The organism is Staphylococcus sp. acrmy, assembly GCF_022690565.1.
In the GTDB taxonomy this organism is placed as follows: Bacteria; Bacillota; Bacilli; order Staphylococcales; family Staphylococcaceae; genus Staphylococcus; species Staphylococcus caledonicus.
In genome coordinates, this window is the sequence record NZ_JALCVE010000001.1 from 258,629 (window position 1) to 279,011 (window position 20,383).

Annotated in this window: 20 protein-coding genes, 3 pseudogenes and 1 riboswitch; of the genes and pseudogenes, 15 read left to right on the forward strand and 8 right to left on the reverse strand. The window is 33.9% G+C overall.

Translation table 11 applies throughout. From position 1 onward, the window contains the following. Positions 1-520 precede the first annotated feature (520 nt). The 4 genes from FH144_RS01250 (at position 521) to FH144_RS01265 (ending at position 3,079) form a co-directional block, all read left to right on the forward strand. Positions 521-778: a hypothetical protein gene (locus FH144_RS01250; RefSeq protein ID WP_242313345.1), complete on the forward strand. Its 258-nt coding sequence runs from the start codon at positions 521-523 to the stop codon at positions 776-778. 164 nt (positions 779-942) lie between these two features. Beyond that, positions 943-1,440, forward strand: coding sequence for an HTH domain-containing protein (locus tag FH144_RS01255; protein WP_107507232.1), 498 nt, complete (start codon positions 943-945; stop codon positions 1,438-1,440). A 119-nt stretch (positions 1,441-1,559) separates the two neighbouring features. After that, the gene (locus FH144_RS01260) at positions 1,560-2,279 is read left to right on the forward strand and encodes a hypothetical protein (protein WP_242313346.1); all 720 of its coding nucleotides are present in this window, start codon (positions 1,560-1,562) and stop codon (positions 2,277-2,279) included. 14 nt (positions 2,280-2,293) lie between these two features. Next, positions 2,294-3,079, forward strand: a complete 786-nt coding sequence (locus FH144_RS01265) for a hypothetical protein (protein WP_107507230.1) — start codon at positions 2,294-2,296, stop codon at positions 3,077-3,079. Positions 3,080-3,156: 77 nt separating this feature from the next. On the opposite strand, the gene FH144_RS01270 is transcribed toward FH144_RS01265, so the two are convergent. The 3 genes from FH144_RS01270 to FH144_RS01280 all read right to left on the reverse strand — a co-directional run bounded on the left by FH144_RS01270 (position 3,157) and on the right by FH144_RS01280 (position 5,989). Further along, positions 3,157-3,534: a hypothetical protein gene (locus FH144_RS01270; RefSeq protein WP_198611722.1), complete on the reverse strand. Its 378-nt coding sequence runs from the start codon at positions 3,532-3,534 to the stop codon at positions 3,157-3,159. Positions 3,535-3,572: 38 nt separating this feature from the next. After that, entirely contained in the window at positions 3,573-4,538 is a 966-nt protein-coding gene (gene bioB, locus FH144_RS01275) for a biotin synthase BioB (protein ID WP_242313347.1), read from the reverse strand. Between the two features lie 257 nt (positions 4,539-4,795). Continuing rightward, entirely contained in the window at positions 4,796-5,989 is a 1,194-nt protein-coding gene (locus tag FH144_RS01280; RefSeq protein WP_242313348.1) for an NADH-dependent flavin oxidoreductase, read from the reverse strand. Between the two features lie 222 nt (positions 5,990-6,211). On the opposite strand from FH144_RS01280, the pseudogene FH144_RS01285 reads away from it, so the two are divergent. The 5 genes and pseudogenes from FH144_RS01285 (at position 6,212) to lplA (ending at position 10,295) form a co-directional block, all read left to right on the forward strand. Then, positions 6,212-7,213: pseudogene (locus FH144_RS01285) on the forward strand (LLM class flavin-dependent oxidoreductase). A 21-nt stretch (positions 7,214-7,234) separates the two neighbouring features. Then, positions 7,235-7,576 (forward strand): glycine cleavage system H family protein, encoded by a 342-nt coding sequence (locus FH144_RS01290; protein WP_242313349.1) that lies wholly within the window; start codon positions 7,235-7,237, stop codon positions 7,574-7,576. Then, positions 7,577-8,374: pseudogene (locus tag FH144_RS01295) on the forward strand (protein-ADP-ribose hydrolase). It abuts the gene before it with no gap. After that, positions 8,364-9,260, forward strand: a complete 897-nt coding sequence (locus FH144_RS01300) for an SIR2 family NAD-dependent protein deacylase (RefSeq protein ID WP_242313350.1) — start codon at positions 8,364-8,366, stop codon at positions 9,258-9,260. Before FH144_RS01295 ends, FH144_RS01300 begins: the two are co-directional and overlap by 11 nt. Positions 9,261-9,272: 12 nt before the next feature. Next, positions 9,273-10,295, forward strand: coding sequence for a lipoate--protein ligase (lplA, locus tag FH144_RS01305; RefSeq protein ID WP_242313351.1), 1,023 nt, complete (start codon positions 9,273-9,275; stop codon positions 10,293-10,295). A gap of 425 nt (positions 10,296-10,720) precedes the next feature. Here lplA and FH144_RS01310 read toward each other — a convergent pair whose 3' ends face one another. The 3 genes and pseudogenes from FH144_RS01310 to FH144_RS01320 all read right to left on the reverse strand — a co-directional run bounded on the left by FH144_RS01310 (position 10,721) and on the right by FH144_RS01320 (position 12,612). Next, the gene (locus tag FH144_RS01310) at positions 10,721-11,137 is read right to left on the reverse strand and encodes a hypothetical protein (RefSeq protein ID WP_242313352.1); all 417 of its coding nucleotides are present in this window, start codon (positions 11,135-11,137) and stop codon (positions 10,721-10,723) included. A 170-nt stretch (positions 11,138-11,307) separates the two neighbouring features. After that, positions 11,308-11,403 carry a type I toxin-antitoxin system Fst family toxin gene (locus FH144_RS01315; RefSeq protein ID WP_242313353.1) on the reverse strand — a complete coding sequence of 32 codons (96 nt, stop codon included), beginning with the start codon at positions 11,401-11,403 and terminating at the stop codon, positions 11,308-11,310. A 322-nt stretch (positions 11,404-11,725) separates the two neighbouring features. Further along, a pseudogene (locus FH144_RS01320) lies at positions 11,726-12,612 on the reverse strand (cation diffusion facilitator family transporter). Between the two features lie 371 nt (positions 12,613-12,983). On the opposite strand from FH144_RS01320, the gene FH144_RS01325 reads away from it, so the two are divergent. The 3 genes from FH144_RS01325 to FH144_RS01335 are packed head-to-tail and all read left to right on the forward strand — an operon-like array spanning position 12,984 to position 13,753. Next, on the forward strand, positions 12,984-13,316 hold the full coding sequence (locus FH144_RS01325) for a hypothetical protein (RefSeq protein WP_242313354.1): 333 nt from the start codon (positions 12,984-12,986) through the stop codon (positions 13,314-13,316). Positions 13,317-13,327: 11 nt separating this feature from the next. Then, entirely contained in the window at positions 13,328-13,516 is a 189-nt protein-coding gene (locus FH144_RS01330; RefSeq protein WP_107507380.1) for a helix-turn-helix transcriptional regulator, read from the forward strand. A gap of 21 nt (positions 13,517-13,537) precedes the next feature. Further along, positions 13,538-13,753: a hypothetical protein gene (locus tag FH144_RS01335; RefSeq protein ID WP_107507379.1), complete on the forward strand. Its 216-nt coding sequence runs from the start codon at positions 13,538-13,540 to the stop codon at positions 13,751-13,753. 184 nt (positions 13,754-13,937) lie between these two features. Here FH144_RS01335 and arcC read toward each other — a convergent pair whose 3' ends face one another. Then, entirely contained in the window at positions 13,938-14,870 is a 933-nt protein-coding gene (arcC, locus tag FH144_RS01340) for a carbamate kinase (RefSeq protein ID WP_242313355.1), read from the reverse strand. Positions 14,871-14,887: 17 nt separating this feature from the next. Then, positions 14,888-15,886, reverse strand: coding sequence for an ornithine carbamoyltransferase (gene argF / locus FH144_RS01345; RefSeq protein ID WP_242313356.1), 999 nt, complete (start codon positions 15,884-15,886; stop codon positions 14,888-14,890). 565 nt (positions 15,887-16,451) lie between these two features. Between argF and FH144_RS01350 the strand changes: the two genes are divergently transcribed. From FH144_RS01350 to FH144_RS01360, 3 genes are all read left to right on the forward strand, one after another. Then, complete coding sequence (locus tag FH144_RS01350) at positions 16,452-16,541, forward strand: type I toxin-antitoxin system Fst family toxin (protein WP_242313438.1); 90 nt, start codon at positions 16,452-16,454, stop codon at positions 16,539-16,541. Positions 16,542-16,802: 261 nt separating this feature from the next. After that, positions 16,803-17,615 (forward strand): CPBP family intramembrane glutamic endopeptidase, encoded by an 813-nt coding sequence (locus FH144_RS01355; protein WP_242313357.1) that lies wholly within the window; start codon positions 16,803-16,805, stop codon positions 17,613-17,615. A 795-nt stretch (positions 17,616-18,410) separates the two neighbouring features. Continuing rightward, positions 18,411-18,513: riboswitch (TPP riboswitch) on the forward strand. Between the two features lie 57 nt (positions 18,514-18,570). Further along, a complete protein-coding gene (locus FH144_RS01360; protein ID WP_242313358.1) occupies positions 18,571-19,479 on the forward strand; it encodes an ABC transporter substrate-binding protein in 909 nt (302 codons plus the stop codon). Positions 19,480-20,383 lie beyond the last annotated feature (904 nt).

The following is a 20,383-nucleotide window of genomic DNA, read 5'->3' on the forward strand; positions in this document are numbered from 1 at the left end:
TATGCATTACTAATCATACAGTTATAGTCTTGAAGATGATTTCAATAGAAATCACCTTCAAGGCTATTTTTTTATCATTACTACACTTTGTTTGGCTCGCGTTCTTAGGGGGCCTGGCTAAGCCAAGGTCTTAGCCTAGTCCTGCTCCCTCAAGAGTCTCGCCAACAATACTACGTTATTTATATGTCATTTCTCATTAAAACACTTCTAAGCTAATTCTCTTTCTTTAACATTTTTCTTTATTTATCAACTTTTCTAGGGTGAGTGACGTATGATGTCTAACATGTGATGCTGAATTATCTTTGTTTTATGTTTTGTTTTATATGTAAACGGCTCTCGGGGTCGCTTATCATGTGACCCCGAGAGTTTGTGCCGCCATTACCTCGAATCGGTAATGGCGGCATTTTTGCATTCTTTTTATGCTTTGTTCTGATGTTCAAAATTCCATTCTCTTTGTGAGAAAAGGAGTCGCCTCCGAGGCGACTCTAGTTTCAATCATGAAGAAATGGGGGTGAAACACATGTTATATGAACAAGTAACTAATGAACTTAAACGCTATCAAACTACGCCACAATGTGTCATTAGAATTTATGAACGTATTGAATTCGGTCAAGCTCATCATAATGAAGAAACAAAACTTATGTCTTATTTTCAGAGAATTTTCCAAAAGTTAAATAGTAATGATGCCACACGTCACGAGTTAAATTACGTAGCTACGAACGCTAGCGACTTAGCAGAGTGGTACGTATTGCAATCGTATGTAAGAGGAAATATTTAGGGTATGTATTAACTAACTTACCAATATTTTTATAAATTGAATATATACCTTTCTATTAAATATTACGTGTTATTTATTAATTTTATTTTTTTATTGAAATGACCTTATATGTCTAAGGTCATTTCTTATAATAAAACTAGGTTTTGTGAAGGGAAGACCTGCCAATGGAACAAGCATATAGAGTTTTATATATTTATTCTAAATTAGTAACGAAACAAACGGTGAATAAGTCTCAGTTAGCAAAGAAATTTGATGTCAACCCTAGAACGATTCAACGAGACATCGATAATATCAGATACTTTTTATATGAAATGAATTTACGTTCTGATATTGAAGAAGAGGTTTGTTTCAACCAAGGCAAAAATAGTTATTTCATTAAAAGTGCCTATAAACGTTCAGGAGAACAAGAACAAATTATCCATGTTACATATGAAATAAAGCCTCAACTCTATCAAAAACTCAAAGATAGTTATGACATGAAAGTGATTCATCGTTCATCGAAGTCACTAACGGTCAAGTTGGAATTAACCTCAACTGAAGCAATCGAATTATGTTTCAGATATCGAAAGTCTTTACGTCTTATCTCACCTACTACCTTACTCAATCAATTCACGACTGAGCTTATTAAATTACAAATGATTTATCTACGACACGAAGTTTAACAATTGTATGTGAATTAGAGGGAGCAAGACATCAATAGTTTGACTTTGAAAAGTTGATAAACGGTGTCTTAACTTCCCTTGTTCACATATTAATCATCATTTTCAGAGGAGCGAAACAGATGCGAAAAATAAAATATCTTCTTTCCTTTATTATTATCGGGCTATTAATCGTTGCATTGACCGGCTGTAGTAAAAGTATTGAGAAGAAAAAAGAAATCTCAATCAAAGACATTATTAATGATAAAAAAGAACACATGCTTTATGTATCTACAAGTAATGATGATGAAGGGCTTGAAACATCAGGTCTCTATTTGACTAAAAATGGTCAAATGAAAATGATAATGTTTGATGAAGATCCAGAGCTATCGCCAGAATTACTTTATAAATTAGATGCCGATGAAATTAAGAAGACTTTAGACAAGAAAGATATAAAATATTACGAAACACCTTATAAAGATGTTAAGTCATATATCGAAGTAACTACTAATAGCGGTGATCCATTAATGACGTTTGTTACTACAAAAGATAGTGATGAAAAAGAAATTAAAAAGGATATCTCTAATGTATTTGATACTTTAGAAAATGGTAAAGACAGTGCATTATTCTATACCGATGTCAATATCGGCCAATCGCAAAGTCCGAAACAGGATGTAGACTATCTTGGTCAATTTACTTTTAATCCTTCTTCTTTAAAACAAAGTGAATCATCAGAGAGTGATAATGACGCTTATATTTCTACAACAATTAAGTTAGACAATAAAGACCAAAAATTAATTCAGTTACCTACTAAAGATAAAGATGTTACACAAATTAAGTTTTCAGATTTAAATGTAGAATAAGGAGAATTATAATTATGGATAATACTAAAGAACAACTCATGTCCGATCTCGCCCTATTGATTAAAGGAAAAAGTCGAATTCTCGCTTTTAATCAATTAATTAATCATAAACAAAATGAAATACAAAAGTTAACTTTAAAAAATATTAAACGAAAAAATATGTTGTACTTTCTCTTACCAAGTTTAGCGCTTATTTTCTTAGCTTTTCCTATCTTTCATTCTGGTCTTTTATTCTTTATTGGATTAATACTTTTCGGAGTATGGTTCTTCCAAAATAAAAGAGTCAAAAATAAAACTCAAAATTTATTACACTCAGATAGCTATAAGAAAGCACAAAACGAAGTTTGCGAAACGTCAGAGGGTAAAGATATGGTTTCTTCAATAAATGGTGGTAAAAAAGAAATCAATGAAGTTAACCAAACATTGAATGCTTCTGGGGCTAATAATCGCATTCCAGAGAAATATGCTCATCTTCATGCACTTCAATCAATGTTTGAATATCTCTATAATCAGCGTGCGGATACGTTAAAAGAAGCTATCAACTTATATGAAACAGAAGCACACCAAGCACGTTTAGAAAATAAACAACAACAAATTCTATCTACTGTGTCACAAGCAAGTGTCGATGCCAGAGCTGCAAGATATGCCTCAAGTATTGCTGCAACCAATTCAGCAATATCAGCAGTTTGGGCTAAAAAAGCATCAGATAATTCAGCTGCAGCTAGAGATTATGCAGCGAGCGCCAGTCGTGATGCAGCTGCGGCTAATCGCAAAGCCGATCAAATCAACAGTAAATTATAATCAGTTTCCATGTTGGTATAATATCAAAAGTCCTTAAATTCTTGTAACAGACAAGTGTTTAAGGACTTTATTTTTGCTTATATATCTAAATCCGCTTGGATGCTCGTACTCATTTCCATTTTAATATCACTAGCAAGAGGTTTAAGTGTAGGTAGATAATTATTAGCAAATCCTATAATAATACGATTCTTTATAATGGGTGCTAGTTCGCGATCTTCTGGTAATGATTGGTCGATTAATGCGATTAAGTCTTTATATTCAATATCTTCTTCATTTCTATGTGCCAAATATTTTACAAATTCGCCAAATACTCTTTCAAATACTTCATGTTCTAAGTCCATATCTAAAAACAACAAACTTACAGACTTCGTATCAATTTGGTTTTGACCCATTTCTTCTGCCAATTCACTAATTGCTTGATATAACAATCTTGTGCTTTCTTTGTCTTGAAGCACCTCTAACACCTCACTTTAAAAAAATGATTCACTATGCTTTACCCATCAATTTCGAAGCCTAAATCTTCTAACATTTGATAATCAAGTTCGTTTGGTTGGCCTCCGGTAATCAAATAATCTCCTACAAAAATAGAGTTAGCTGCTTGTAGTGCTAACGGTTGTAATGAGCGTAAATTCACTTCGCGTCCTCCAGCAATACGAATTTCTTTTGTTGGATTAATCAATCTAAACATGGCGATAATTCGCAAACACTTCATCGGTGATAGTAAATCTAAGCCTCCAAATTTTGTACCTTTAATCGGGTGCAAGAAGTTGATTGGAATACTATCGGCATCAATCGCTTTTAAGGCGAATGCCATGTCTATAATATCTTCATGCGTTTCCCCCATCCCACAAATCACGCCTGAACATGGCGAAATATGATGTTCTTTCATAATTTCAATTGTATCTACACGATTCTGATATGTATGCGTCGTCACCACTTCTTCATGATAACGTTCACTAGTGTTTAAGTTATGGTTGTAGCGATCAACACCCGCTTCTTTCAGTTTATCTGCTTGCTCATCATCCACTAATCCTAAGCACGCACATATTTTAAGTTGAGGATGTAGCTCTTTAATATCTTGTACAGTATCACAAATATGATTCACTTCTTTATTTGTAGGACCGCGCCCGCTCATTACGATACAATACGTTCCAATATGATTATCCGAAGCGACTTGAGCGCCAGCTTTAATCTTTTCTGGTTCTACTAAGGCGTATCTCTGTTTTTGTTTCATTTTTACGGACTGACCACAATACCCACAGTCTTCCGAACAGATGCCACTTTTCGCATTTAAAATCATATTTAATTTTACTTTCTTGCCGTAATAATGCTTTCTTACAATATAAGCTTCATGTAATAAGTCGAATGTGTCGATGTTTGGATTCTCGAATAATTCTAACGCTTCTGTTTTAGTTAACGTCTCTTGATTTAAGATACGTTGTGCTAAGTTTAATGTCATGCTGTCTCTTACTCCTTATCTTTTAAAATTGCCCAATGCCTTCGATAAACTACATAATGTAAACTTTTTATATTTATAAGTTTACATTAAAAATAATATAATAAAAAGGGAGCGGTGACAGAAATCTAGGGACCGGGACAGAAATCTAATGCAATTTCAAAGATTTCGTCGTCCCGCCCCGGCAAGGTTGGCTAGAATATAATATCTTTTTTTGCGCATCGTTCGGTTTCGCTCAAACCCCAAACACGTTCGTTTACTTATTTATGATCATAGTTTTGTTCTAGTTTACGTAATTCATCGCGTGTTTTCTTTTCAAGACCTTGGCCATAATCCATCATTTGAACAATATCTTTAAAGGCTGCATGTGGAATTGCCAGTTCATCTAAATCCTCAGGTTGAATATGCAAATCGATGTCTTGTTCTCGGCCTTCTGCAAGTTTGTGTACGAAATCAGGTTCCGTGACAAATGGAGATGACATGCCTACCATGTCCGCATTTTCCAAAGCATCTAACGCAGTGTCTGGCGAATTAATGCCTCCACTCGCAATCAACGGCACACGTCCATCTAAATACTCGTAAACCACTTGATTAACGCGACGTCCATAATACTCGCCCGGCGTACGCGTCTTATTCTGATAAATATTACGGCCCCAACTGGCAATTGCTACATAATCGATAGTGGCTACGTCCATCACCCAATCTAAATGTTGATTAAATTCATCAACCGTATATCCTAAATCACTGCCTCTTGTTTCCTCAGGTGTCGCTCTATATCCGAAAATGAAATCGTCAGGCGCTTCCGCATCAATTACTTTCTGTACTGCAGCCATTACCTCTAAACCAAAGCGTGCCCTATTCTCCAATGTATCTACGCCATACGCATCATGACGTTGGTTTGAGAATGTTGAAAAGAAAGTTTGAATGAGTAAACGTTGTGCCACCGAAATCTCAACACCATCAAATCCAGCTTGAATAGCACGTGAAGTCGCCTCTGCATATTGCGTAATAACTTCATGAATCTTAGCGACTGACATTTCCTCTACTTCATGTTGAATCGGTGAATGTAACGTCATCGGGCTTGGCCCATAAACTTTGCCATAGTTCATAATTGCTGTAGTTGAAAAGCGTCCCGCATGGGCGAGTTGAATAATTACTTTATTGCCATTGTGTTTCATGGCTTGTGCCACTTTTCTCAAACCTGGAATACAATCATCATCAGAAATATTAAAACCATATTCGAATAACTGGCCATAGGGTTCTATATACGCTGCGCCAGTAACTTGTAAGGGCGCAGAATCTGCACGTCGTTGCGCATAGCGTAAATCTTCATCAGTAATGTGCCCTTCTTTGGTCGATGAATTGGTAGTCATTGGCGATAAGACAAAACGATTTGATAGCTTTATACCATTGGGTAACGTGATAGGTTGAAGTAATGGTGCGTAGTTTGACATGTGATGACATCCTCTTTCGTATTTTATCTCTTAAATTCAAATTACCATGCGTTCTCATAATACTCAATCGACTTGTTTGTGAACGATGTATGCTCGCTCGTATTTTATTGCCCGGGAAAAGTGTGTGATAGAAATCAAAAGTTAACAAATTTCTGTTAAACACGTTAAAATAGTAGTGGGTATTATAAAAGGGAAACAGTACGTTTTGGAGATGAACGCGACATGAAGTTAAGTATTTTAGATTACGCCTTAATTGATGAAGGCAAAGATGCAGAACAAGCGTTACAAGATACGACGCGACTGGCGAAGTTGGCAGATCAACTAGGTTATCATCGCTTTTGGTTAACGGAACATCATGACGTCCCTGCCTTTGCAGGTAGTAGTCCTGAACTACTCATGTTGCATTTACTTAACCATACAGAATCTATCAAACTAGGTTCTGGTGGTGTGATGTTGCCACATTACAGTCCCTTTAAAGTAGCGGAACAATTTAAAATGTTAGAAGCTTTACATCCTGGCCGTGTAGATTTAGGCATTGGGAATAATCCTGGAACTACTGTGGTTAAGCGTGCTATGGATGAAGATAAAAGTGCGTATCTCGATTACGCGCAAAGTATTGAAGACTTGCGTCATTATTTAACAAGTCCACCTGAGGAACAACGTGTTGGCAAGGTGATTGCGCAACCGCAACTTTCTCGCCATCCGGAAATGTGGCTCTTAAGTACAAGTCAGCGTTCTGCTAAGCTTGCTGCGATGCAAGGAATGGGCTACACGTTAGGTACATTTTTACTACCTAGTTAGGATAAAATAGATGCTGCCAAGAACAGCCTTGCGACGTATCGCGATCATTTTCAAAAAACAGCATTAAACATGGCGCCTAAGGTCATGTTAACGACGTTTGTGATTGTGACGGATGATGAGGATGAGGCGCAACAGCTATTACATGCATTGGACGTTTGGTTATTAGGTAAGCGTCAGTTTGCGGAATTCGAGCGTTTCCCATCTATTGAAACTGCGCAACGTTACAAACTGAGTGAGCGTGACGAACGTGTCATCGCGCAACACCGTGCACGTATCTTAGCGGGTACATTGGAACAAGTGAAGCCTCAGTTGGATGCGATGATTGAAGCGTTTGAAGCCGATGAGGTCTTGGTCGTACCGTTATTACCGGGCATTGAACAACGCTGTCGTACTATTGAATTACTAGCACACGCGTATTTATAGATATAGAAAGGAAGTTATGAAATGGCTAAATTAGCTAATTATTTATTTGTTGAAAAAGTAGGCAACCAATATATTTATCGCATGACACCAGAATTACAAGATGATATCGGTACAGTGGGTTATGTAGAATTTATGGGACCAGATGAAGTCAGTATGAACGATGAAATTGTGAGTATTGAAGCCTCTAAAACTGTCTTAGATGTGCAATCACCACTTGCTGGTAAAATTGTTGAACGTAATACGAAAGCAGAAGATGAACCTGCAATTTTAAATTCTGAAAAAGCAGAAGAAAACTGGTTAGTGAAATTAGAAGATGTAGATGAAGATGCTTATAACGCTTTACCGGAATCGGATGAAGACTAAATGTTAGACACTCAACAAGAACGTCTTGCTTATCTCATTCAATCTATGTGGGAAGAACGTTATGGAGATAAGCCTTTAGACTTCCCTGACACTGCCGAAGCACAATGGGAATGTTATCGTGGGCTAGCGAATGTACGTCCACCGGAACCTGTTAGTGCTGAATATATCGATGTTCAAGATGCATATTTATCTACGCTTAATAACCAACAAGATTTAACTCGTTTAAATGATTTGAACCCTATCTTAGGAACGCAACTTTATTTATGACAAGGCGATATTACGACGATTGAAGTAGATGGTATTGTGAACGCAGCGAACAGTCGTTTCTTAGGCTGCATGCAAGCGAACCATGATTGTATTGATAACATTATTCATACTAAAGCAGGCGTGCAATTGCGTTTAGATTGCGCAAAAATTATTGAAGAACAAGGTCGTAAAGAAGGTGTTGGCAAAGCGAAAATCACCTCGGCTTATAACTTACCTTCGAACTATGTATTGCATACGGTTGGGCCTCAAATTCGTAAGCGTCCCGTGTCCCAAATGAATAAAGATTTATTAGCGCGTTGTTATCGTAGCTGTTTAGAGCTAGCCGATGAACACGGCTTACGTCATCTCGCCTTCTGTTCTATTTCAACAGGCGTCTTTGGTTTCCCTCAAGAAGAAGCATGCCGTATTGCGATTGACACTACAATGACGTATTTACGAGAAACAGACTCATCTATTAACGTTATCTTTAACGTGTTTAGCGATAAAGATTGGACACTTTACAAGGAGGCTTTCGACCAATATGACAAATGAACAATGGACTGCCCTTACTCTAGCACGCGATAAAAAAACCTCTCAAGCCGACGTGTTGGCTCAAGTCTTTGCCGAATCCGATGCTTTGGTTATTGGGATAGGTGCTGGTATGTCAGCATCAGACGGTTATACCTATGTCGGTGACCGTTTCACGAAAAATTTTCCGGATTTTATTGAAAAATATAATTTCTTGGATATGTTACAAGCGAGTTTGCATTCTTTTGAGAGCTGGCAAGAATATTGGGCTTTCCAAAGTCGTTTCGTAAAACTCAATTTTTTAGAGCAACCCGTGGGTCCTTCTTACCTTAGACTTAGGGATTTGCTTAAATATATGTATGACTATTTTATCATTACTACTAACGCAGATAATGGTATTGAATTTGCATGTTTTGATGAAAGTAGAGTCCTTCATATGCAAGGTAAATACATTCTTTGGCAATGTAGCCAACATTGTCATGCACAAACCTATCGAGATGAAGATGCGATTCGTGAAATGGTCGCTAAACAAGAAAATATGAAAGTTCCATATGAGCTGATTCCACGTTGTCCTAAATGTGATGCCCCAATGGAAATCAATAAGCGTAAAGCTGAAGTGGGCATGGTTGAGGATGAAGAATTTCATGAGCAATTAGATAGTTATAATGAATTTCTCGAAGAGCATAAAAACGATAAGGTAGCTTATTTAGAAATTGGCGTGGGCTATACAACGCCTCAATTCATTAAGCACCCCTTCCATCGCATGACGCGTGAGAATCCTAACGCCGTATTTGTAACTTTAAATAAAAAAGCTTACCACGTTCCAAAAGCGATCCAAGATGGAACAATTCATTTAGATAAAGATATTTCATTCTTAATTAAAAAAGTTCATAAAATATTAGCAATCTAGGAGAGCAGAATCATGTATTTAATAGAACCTATTCGTAATGGAAAATATATCGATGATGGTGCCGTAAACTTAGCAATGCAAGTCTATATTAATAACAATATCTTTTTAGGCGAAGATATTTTGTTACCTTACTACTGCCAACCTAAAGTAGAGATTGGTCGTTTTCAAAATACTGCCGTAGAAATCAACCAAGATTATGTAGACAACAATAACATTAAAGTCGTGCGTCGTGATACAGGTGGTGGCGCAGTATACGTAGATGATGGTGCCGTAAATGTATGTTGTATTTTAGAACAAGATACTTCTATTTATGGTGACTTTCAACGTTTCTATCGTCCAGCTATTCAAGCATTGCATAATCTAGGTGCCACTGAAGTGATTCAAAGTGGTCGTAATGACTTAGCTTTAAATGATAAAAAAATATCAGGTGCAGCGATGACATTATTAAATAATCGAATTTATGGCGGGTATTCCCTACTCCTCGATGTCGATTATGAAGCGATGGTTAACGTGTTAAAACCAAACCGTAAGAAAATTGAATCTAAAGGAATAAAATCCGTACGCGCCCGTGTCGGTCAAATTAGAGATTCATTAGACCCTAAATATCAGAACATTACTATCGATGAATTCAAAGATTTAATCATTACTCAAATTATGGGAATCGATGACATTAAAGAAGCTAAACGCTATGAATTAACCGACGAAGATTGGGCTGGCATCGATCAATTAGTCGCTGAAAAGTATGATAATTGGGAATGGAACTATGGACGTTCACCACGTTATGAATACAACCGTAATGAACGTTTTAATAGTGGCACGATAGATATTTCATTATCTATTGAACATAACCGTATTGCCGCTTGTAGTATTTTTGGCGATTTCTTCGGCCAAGGTAACATAAGTGATGTCGAAGCACACTTAGTCGGCACACGTATGGTTAAAGCAGATTTATTCGCACGATTAAACAGCATTAACCTAAACTTCTACTTTGGCAATATTACCGCCGAAGAACTTGTCGACCTTATTTTAAGTTAACAATGTAGTTTTATTTAGAAGCGACGATAGAAATTTAGGTAGTGGTAAGAGAAACTTAAAGAAAAGAGATTTGGCATATTGATGTGCCAGTCTTTGGCGTAAAATTATATTTAAAATGTTATTTTGCATTTCTCTACTATTTAGAGTTATAATCTATATGACAAGAGCTTCGTGCATTATATGCACCAATCCCCTCACTATTACGAGTAGTGAGGGGATTTTTTGGTTATGCCTAATATATGATGCTTCTATAAAAGAAAGTAGTTCGTGTAAGGTCTTTAAGTGCTACTTAAAATATTGGTCTATTTTCAATAGATTTACAAAATTGATTTTAAATATTTTCAAATTTTGAATTGCCTTGCTAAACCCAACATATATAAGCTACTTTAGCATGAATAGGGGAGCCTAAATTAAACAATTTTAGTTCACTTATTTATTTTTCTTTTTAAAGCTTTGCATCCTTGAAATTGACTTAACATAATTCCTAATATTACTCCTATACTTACTATATATATGATAGGTCGTAAATAATGATTTTCTACAATATTTCCTATATAATTTAAAAATATACAAGCTGTTGCAAAGTCAATAATACTCTTTATAAAGTCATGAGAGTCTTCATATTCTTTTTTATATTTAACTAGGGAAAAGGTAAAAAATGTATATAAGGATTTTAATCCTACTCCTAAAAAGAACGTAATAATGATAGGTATTAATGTATTTACTTTTTCTTCATTTAAGAAATTAGTTAAGTTAAATATTACTATTAAATATAAATAACTAATAAAAGTCACACTTAAAAAAATGATATTAATTAATTTCATGTATGTGCTATCTTTCATTTTCCACCTTCAAGTATATATTTTTTATCACAAATATTATTACAATGTTCCTTTTGCATTTCTCTATACTATGATGTTATAATACATTTAACAAAAAAGTCTAGCATATATGCACCAAATCCCCTTACTATGGCTGTAGTAAGGGGATTTTTTAGGTTTGGCTATATCACCTATTTATTATTGCGATTACGTAGCCAATGCGTAAATAACGCAATAATGCAACCACTTATTATTGTGGTTATAACGTTAACAAAAAAGTCTAACATTTGATATGCACCCCCTCTCTACGTCGAAATTGACGCCTGAGAGATATAGGCGACTTTTATATTATACTATCCTATATGTCTTAGTTGTATAGGGTTTCCGATAAGTAACACTATGTTAATACAATAATTTAATAATAGTGTTATCAATCGAAAAAAAGTTTAATATAATTTTGTATCCTATCCATTAAAGTGTTATAATACACTTAACGAAGGTTATATGCATATATGTACCGATCCCCTCACTACTCGCAATAGTGAGGGGATTTTTAGTAATAAGCACTAGCTAATTAACCTGCAGTTCATGTAATATAATTCTAAATCATTAATCCTGCTTATGCTTAATCTTATCAAAATAAGGTTCATCAAGATGATTAATATCCAAATGTTCTATTTGTAGTGTCGTATGTGCTAATCCATACTTTTCTTTTAATAATGCTTCTATGGCGTTGATATGAACAAACGCCTCTTTACTACTTCTACTATCTAAGACAATATGTGCACTTAGAGAGTATTGATCTGTGGTAATGCCCCATAAGTGAAATTCGTGAACATCTATAACTCCAGGAACAGTCTTAATTGTCTTTATAACATCATCAGTATCTAAATCTTCTGGCACAGACTCCATTAATATCATCCAAGCATTACGCACAATTTTATAGCCGCCTCTAAAGATAATGATTGAAATTAGCATACTCAATATAGGATCGAACAACTGAATACCTGTGAAATGTATTAATAAGACTGCTAAAATCACGCCAACTGAATTTAATAAATCTCCAATAAAATGCCATAAAGCACTTTGAACATTTATGTTTTGTTCATTCTTTAAAGAGCGCATTAGAATAATAGTTAGTATGATATTTACGACTAAACCAATCGTAGCGACAACAAGCATTAAACCACTTTCAACTTGTTTAGGATAAACGATACGCATGACAGCTTCATAAAAAATACCAATAGAAATCACTGATAAAGCTAAACCATTCAAGAAAGCTGCAACACTTCAAAACGCAAATAGCCATAAGTGAATCGTGCTGTTGGCTTACGACTCGCAAAGTAAATGGCTAACATAGATAAGCCTAATGCAAGTACGTCACTTAACATGTGAAATGAATCAGATAATAAAGCTAAGGAATTTGATAATAATCCTCCTGCAAACTCTACAATTGTAAAAAACAACGTAATTAAAAGTGTTGCCCATAAAGTCAATTTAGATTACTTTTGCACCTTACTATGCTCTACATGATGAAAATATACTTGTTTCATCTATCTCCCCCCTTTTAATTTCTTTAATGTAAGACAACTTTACTTTCTAATAACCTTAATTTTGAGCTCGTTTTTAAAAAAAGATGAGATTATTCAATATTTTATTCCGTGTATATTCAAATACACGTACTTTATTATGATGTTATATTTAAATCAACAAAATTCCTAGCATATACACACCAATTCACACGCTATTGCCGTAGTGAGAGGTTTTTTTATTTTAAAATGTAAAACTCATTTGACATTTTATCTCGAAATGTTAGGGTATAAATGTAAAATACTTTTGACATTTTGAGGTGACCGGATTGTTTTACTTGTTATTAATTTTAGCAACGTTAATTTTTGTATCACTTTGGTATATTTTCACTACTAAGTTTCTCCCTGTTGAAACATATGATCAGAAGACGAAAGATAACACCGGCTATGATGAACGCCAACGTGCTATGTTTTTAGAAATATTTGCTAAAACCTTTGTTGGACTAATTTATTATTTCTTGATAGGCATGATTTTAAAAGCTTTTGCGTTATATCAAGGTAAACATGTCGTTTATCCGTTCAACCATTTTCCAGAATTAATATATCTTTTAATCGTTGCTTTACTATTAATATCTAATTATTTTATAGTTAAAAAGAAATTCACCTCCTAGGACTGATGCGAATGAAAAATAAAATAAGAGAATACCGAAAGCAAATGGGAATGTCTCAAGATACACTAAGTAAAAATGTTAACGTCTCACGACAAACGATAAATGCGATTGAAAATAATAAATACGACCCAACATTATTACTCGCATTTAAACTTGCTAAACAGTTTGACACTACAGTTGATGACCTCTTTAATCCTTAACACAAATAAAGGGTGGTAAATATGTGGAAAAAACAAGATGAAATGGAACAAAATCAGTTTAATATCGCTAGTAAATGGACATCAGTATATTTCTTTATTGTATTACTAATTTATAACCTTTATAAAAAGTTTACAGAGGGAGAATTTGATGTTGTGTGGCTAATATTACTCATAGGTTTAGTGATTTACTGGAGTATTGTCACATATCTAAAATATAAAACACGCATCAAAGACTAACCGTCACACTATATCAAATAAGTAGAAGACTTATAACGGTAAAATTTACGCTCAAATTATTCCCTTTAATTTTAAAAACCTGAGTTTAACTATGTAAATCACATACGTTAAGCTCAGGTTTTACTTATTTATTAAATATATAGTGGGGTATTATCATTGTGTCAAAAGTTAAATTATCTAATACTTATTTTTTAATTAATGTACCAATCTTACCATCTAACGCATCTCCCAAATCTGCTAATGATGTGATAAGCACACTACCTTCAGGATGTTTCTCGATGAATTGTAACGCAGCTTCAACTTTAGGAAGCATACTGCCTTTCGCAAATTGATTATCAGCAATATATTGTTTCATATCAGCCACTGACACTTCGCCTAGACCTTTTTGATTATCTTTTCCATAATTAATATAGACATAATCCACTGCTGTTAAGATAATCAACTGGTCTGATTGTAAATGAGCTGCTAATAAGGCACTTGTTTTATCTTTATCGATAACGGCGTCTACGCCTTTGTAGTTGCCTTGTTCTTTAACAACCGGGATGCCTCCCCCACCTGCTGCAATAACGAGTGTTCCATGTTTGATAAGTGTTTCGATACTTTCCAATTCAACGATACTTATTGGTTGGGGAGAAGGCACGACGCGACGATAACCACGTCCAGAATCTTCCACAAATTGGTACCCTTTTTCCTGAATTGTTTTATCTGCTTGTTCTTTTGTGTAGAATAAGCCAATTGGTTTCGTTGGGTTGTTGAACGCTTGATCATCTCCTGCCACTTCAACTTGTGTGACAAGCGTCACAACTTGCTTATCAATACCTAAAGAATGCAATTCATTTAATAAACTTTCTTGTAATTGATAGCCAATATATGCTTGGCTCATAGCACCGCATTCTGGGAATGGGAATGGCGGACCTTGTTCATGTTCAGCAGCATAATTTAATCCTAAATTAATACTACCGACTTGTGGCCCGTTCCCATGACTAATGACAATTTCGTAGCCCTTATCAATTAAGCTGACGAGTGATTTCGCTGTTCCTTTAACTAACTCTAATTGCTCTTCAGGTGATTGTCCTAAGGCATTACCACCTAAAGCCACTACTATTTTTTTAGACATAGGCAGGTCCTCCTTATTTATTCTCCTAAAGTTGCAACCATCACAGCTTTAATTGTATGTGCTCTATTTTCAGCTTCTTGGAAGACAACAGAGCGATCACTTTCAAACACTTCATCAGTAACTTCCATTTCAGTTAAACCATATTTCTCTTGAATTTGTTTACCGATTGTAGTTTCAGTGTCATGGAATGCAGGCAAACAATGTTCAAAGATTGCGTGTGGGTTGCCAGTTTTTTCCATCATTTCTTTCGTTACACGGTAAGGTTCTAACAATTTAATACGCTCTTCCCAAACTTCGTCAGGCTCACCCATTGATACCCAAACGTCCGTATAGATAACGTCTGAACCTTTTACACCTTCATCAATGTTGTCAGTTACTAATATTTCGCCACCGTGTTGGGCTGCAGTTTCTTTACAACGTTGCAATAAATTGGCTTTAGGATTTAACTCTTTAGGACATACAAGATGGAACGTCATTCCCATTATAGCTGCACCCTGCATTAATGCATTGGCTACATTATTACGTCCATCGCCAACATAAGTGAAATTAATCTCATGATATGGTTTTTTCAATACTTCTTTTGCTGTTAAAAAGTCAGCAAGTACTTGAGTAGGATGATCTTCATCAGTTAAGCCATTCCATACAGGCACACCTGAATATTTAGCTAGTTCTTCTACTACACGTTGTGAGTAGCCACGATATTCAATACCGTCATACATACCACCTAATACACGACCAGTATCTTTGGCAGATTCTTTTTTGCCCATTTGGCTACCAGTTGGTCCAAGATATGTGACATGTGCGCCTTGATCATAGGCTGCAGTTTCAAAGGCACAACGTGTACGCGTAGAATCTTTTTCGAAAATTAAGGCAATGTTTTTACCTTTAAGTTTCTGTTGTTCGATCCCCGCATATTTCGCTCGTTTCAAGTCCTCAGATAAGTTAAGTAAAAATTCAACTTCCTGTTGTGAAAAGTCTAAAAGTGTTAAAAAACTTCTATTTCTTAAATTTTTCATCCCTCATAACTCCTTTGTGATTAATTTTACGTTTATTGTAAGCGATTGCAAATTTTAAAACAATGAATATAAAATTTATTCTTATATTATTATTGTTAAAATGACAAAAAAATTACACTTACACTATATTTGCAATTTTATTTAATCAATAGTGCTACAATAAAGGTGATATGGTGTATTTCTACAATTATATTATTACACAAAAATAGAAATTATAGAAACAAAAGCAAACGCTTTCTAATTATTTTCTTTTCTCAAAGAATATAGTTTGAATAGAAATTAAAATTAAATGGGAAATTTTTTTATTATAAAATGAGAGCAATAACCTTCTGAATTTAAAGATTACTGTTAAGCGGAAAGTAAAAACGATACAGTTATTCTATTTTTATAAAACCTATGCCTCTGTTTCATCAAATGCGTAACTTTATTACATATAACGACGCACTTTTCTATACTTTATCGTCTTTAATTCAAATGAATCAGACGGTGGTATAATAAGTGCGTCGTCTGACCTTCAGACGTCTACTTGACGTAGAAGGGAGATTGGTATTACATTCAATTCTTTATTTATTTACTTGCAACAACTCTAAGTGGATGCTTAGTAACTATGTTTTCATTCTGGCTTAAAAGCATAGTTCAAAAACGACGACATTAACCAGGCACCTATACCCCCCCTCGTTATAGCGGTAACGAGGGGTTTGGTGTGGTATTATGTTGCAATTTGCGGTGTAATTATACATCATTATTAACTTTAGTGCGATAACTTACTTATCTCTCATCACACTTTATTTATCTATTCCAATCTATAAAACACCATTTTAAGACGTGTTAGAGATTCATTCTATATATGGTATGATGAAAATATACCATGTACGATTGGTAACATCATTAAATATATAGAAAGTAGGTTAACACTTTGGAACAAACTATGGATTCAACGCGTACTTCAAGTACTCAGGCAACTCAGAATCAAGAACCACTAGAACCTAATCATCAAAAGTTAGTTAAACCGAAAGGCAATCGATTTCTTAACGTTTTAATTTTTATATTCTTTATGATTTTTGTTCAAATTCCAGCAATATTAGCACTATCAATTTTAGGACTCACAGTGGCTAAAGATAGCTTAGGTCTAACCATTGGTCTATCTGTCGTTTTCATTATCGTCTCAATGTTTGTGATTTGGGCAGTGAGAACATATTATCGTCGTCATACATATGAAAATATACATTTGAAATTACAACCTCGAGATGTTGGGATTGATATCCTTTGGTTTTTCTTATTGCGTGTAATGGCAATTGGTTTATCTCTACTAATGGGAGTTGTATACGGTCAATCACAGTCTGCCAATGATAAAGCATTAATGAAGAATTTAGAACGCATTGATCATCTAACCCCATCAATTATTATCGCCTTAATCGTTTTCTTTATAGCGATTACTTTTGTCGGACCATATTTAGAAGAACACACTTTCCGAGGCATTTTCAAAGAAACTATCTTTAAAAGAGGCGCATTCGTGTTGCCATTCATTCTATCATCGGCCATCTTCTCTATTAATCATGCTTCAGTAAATATTATCGGCTTCTTGATGTATATGTTAATGGGCATGGGCATGTATATGGCCTATCAACGTCGTGGTAGCTTGAAAGATAGTATTCTTGTACATATGCTTAATAACGCTTCAGCTAGCATTACCATGATTCTTGGACTAATTTATATTATTTTGAAATAAAGGTTCATTTCTACATAATTTTCAAAAAGATATTAAATTTATACATTTTATTGTTAAAAACAGTTTTAAAACAAAACAAACGGGTAAAACAAGCTAGATACATAAATTAAGTATCTATTTGGGATAACTTGGCATTATTTATAATGTGCCGGAGAATATATACTCTTTTCTTTTTCAAATTAGTTTGTACTAGACTTAGACTTCCTTAAATTTAGAGTACATTTATCAATCACCAACATTCCATACAATAAAATGTAACCCTGTCATACATTTTATTAAAACCCAAACATTTGTATATTCCCAAAAAAGGCTTTATGGCCAATACACTTATAGTCCTCCCAATGCTATAAGTGTATTTTTTATTTGGGAAAATAGTACAATCGCTTGTCTCAATTATTAACTTTTCAAATAAATTTACAACAAACATACATGATAAGATAAAAGAGAGTTCGATAACTAATTATTGGAGTGGTGATGAATCATGAAGCTACTAATATATGGACTAAATTTGCTCAACTATTTAATAGCAATAACGCTCGTACTTTATAACTTACATAACCTATCTCAAGTTGGTCTCGACATTTGCGTGTACTTTCTCATTGCTAGTTTTATTCTATTAGTCTGCTCACTTATCATTTATTTTCCAGCCAAAAATAATACGCTCTTAGTCAGTTTCTTTATAAATCTCTTTAATCTAGCCATTCTATTTCCAATAATGTTATTGCTATTGTTTTAATACTTTTTAACTTTAATTTCTATATCAGTTTCATCTATGCTATGTTATAAATAGGTAAAACAAGTCACTAGGGGGGCAATATTAATTGCTGAGAGAAAGTAAACCTTTCAACCCTTGAACCTGTTGGTTAGTACCAACGTAGGAAAGTGAAAATATATTTATGCATTTCTTTCAACATTCACTTTTTTACGGAAAACTGTTTATTGGAGGAATTTTTTTATGGAAAAATTAGTAGTCGGTTTAGAATGGTTTTTAAATCCTGATCATTTACCATTAATTTTAGGTATTGAAAAAGGTTGGTTTAAAGAACACGACTTAGAGATTGAAATGATAGAACCTGAAAAACATTTTGATGCATTAGAAGAAATTGAAAATGGTTCAATGGATATCGCCATTACTGAACCTATCCATTTAGTAGAAGATAAAGCAAGCAACCAAAATGTAGTAGGATTCGCTAGATACTTACATACGAATGGTGGCGTAATGTACAACAAAGATAAAGGCATTACAACACCTAAAGATTTAGTTGGCAAACGTCTCCAATATCCTGGTGCACCTGGTTTAGGTGGCATTGCTATCGCCAAAACGATGATTGAAGCTGATGGCGTAGAGTATAAAGACGGTGATATTACGCCAGTTAACAATAGCTTTTATCACACCGACGCTTTACTAAATGATAAAGCCGATGCTGCTACACTTATCTTTGAAAATTTTGAAATATTAGAAGCAAGAAGTAAAGGCCTTAACGTAGATTATTTCGCTTTAAAAGATTACAACGTACCAGACTTTTGCCAATTAATTTTTATTACTACGCCTAATAAATTAGATACAGAAAGTACTAAAATCAAACGATTTATCAAAGTCATTCAAAAAGCAATTCAGTACATCAATACAAACCTTGAAGACGCAATTAACATCTATGCCCAATACACACAAACAGATATAAATAACCAATTAAATAAAGATACCATCGAAGCCACAACAAAATGCTTCACAAATGATTTATCAATAAGCGACGATTTCTACAACGACCTACAATTGTGGCTAAAAGAAACCGGAAAAATTCAACAAACTATCAACCCAAAAGATTATTTTACAAACCGTTTGTTATTTAGTAGACACGATTGATATGTGATGATTATGTTAATATTATATTGAATAAAATAATTTTATAAGTTAAATATTACTTTTTGAGTTTGACAGACATTGAAACTTAACCTAGTATTAAATTAGCATTATAAATAAAAAAACCAACTTGTAAATTACAAGTTGGAATCATACACCATAGCTAGAATATAGAGTATGAAATCTCTATTTTTCTTACTAGTTTATTTAACCCTTTTATTACTGCCAATAATAAAGGGTTATTTTTTATTGAGTTTTCCAAAAAATATAGTCATTGCTAAAGATAAAAATACATTTAAAGTAATAAAAACTTCAAAGTTTATATTAAATATGCAAATAAACAGTAATAATCACCTCCTACATAAGTAAGAAATGATTACTCTGGCTATGAATTACTTTAATTGTACTTAAATCTTACAATAATTAAAAGCCACTATTTAGTGACAAAAGTTCGTAAAAACTTTCAAAGTCGCGCTATTCCAGGCTTAAAATAATCTAAAAATTTTATTTTAGTATTTCGAGCGTTTTTTATTGACTTTATCTCCTAATTAGGATTGATAACAATTTACTATAATCGTCTCTTACAATCACCATTTTAAGTATTATAATTACCAAAAAAGAGTAATAATAAGATTTTATATCATCCTTTATTTTATTGTCATATGATTTATTTTTTAGATAAATATGCAAAATAAGTTAACTTAAATTTAAAAGCTACTAAACACGAATATTTCTAAATAAGTCTAACTGATTATAAATACGTAGTTCACATCTATTAACTATTCCTAACTTTCATAAATCTATACTTTATATTAAATTTAAAAGACCCTCTTTTGTAATACAAAATTTGTAAGTATATTACATAAGAGAGCCTTAATAGTTATTCTATTACTTTTTTTAATTAAGA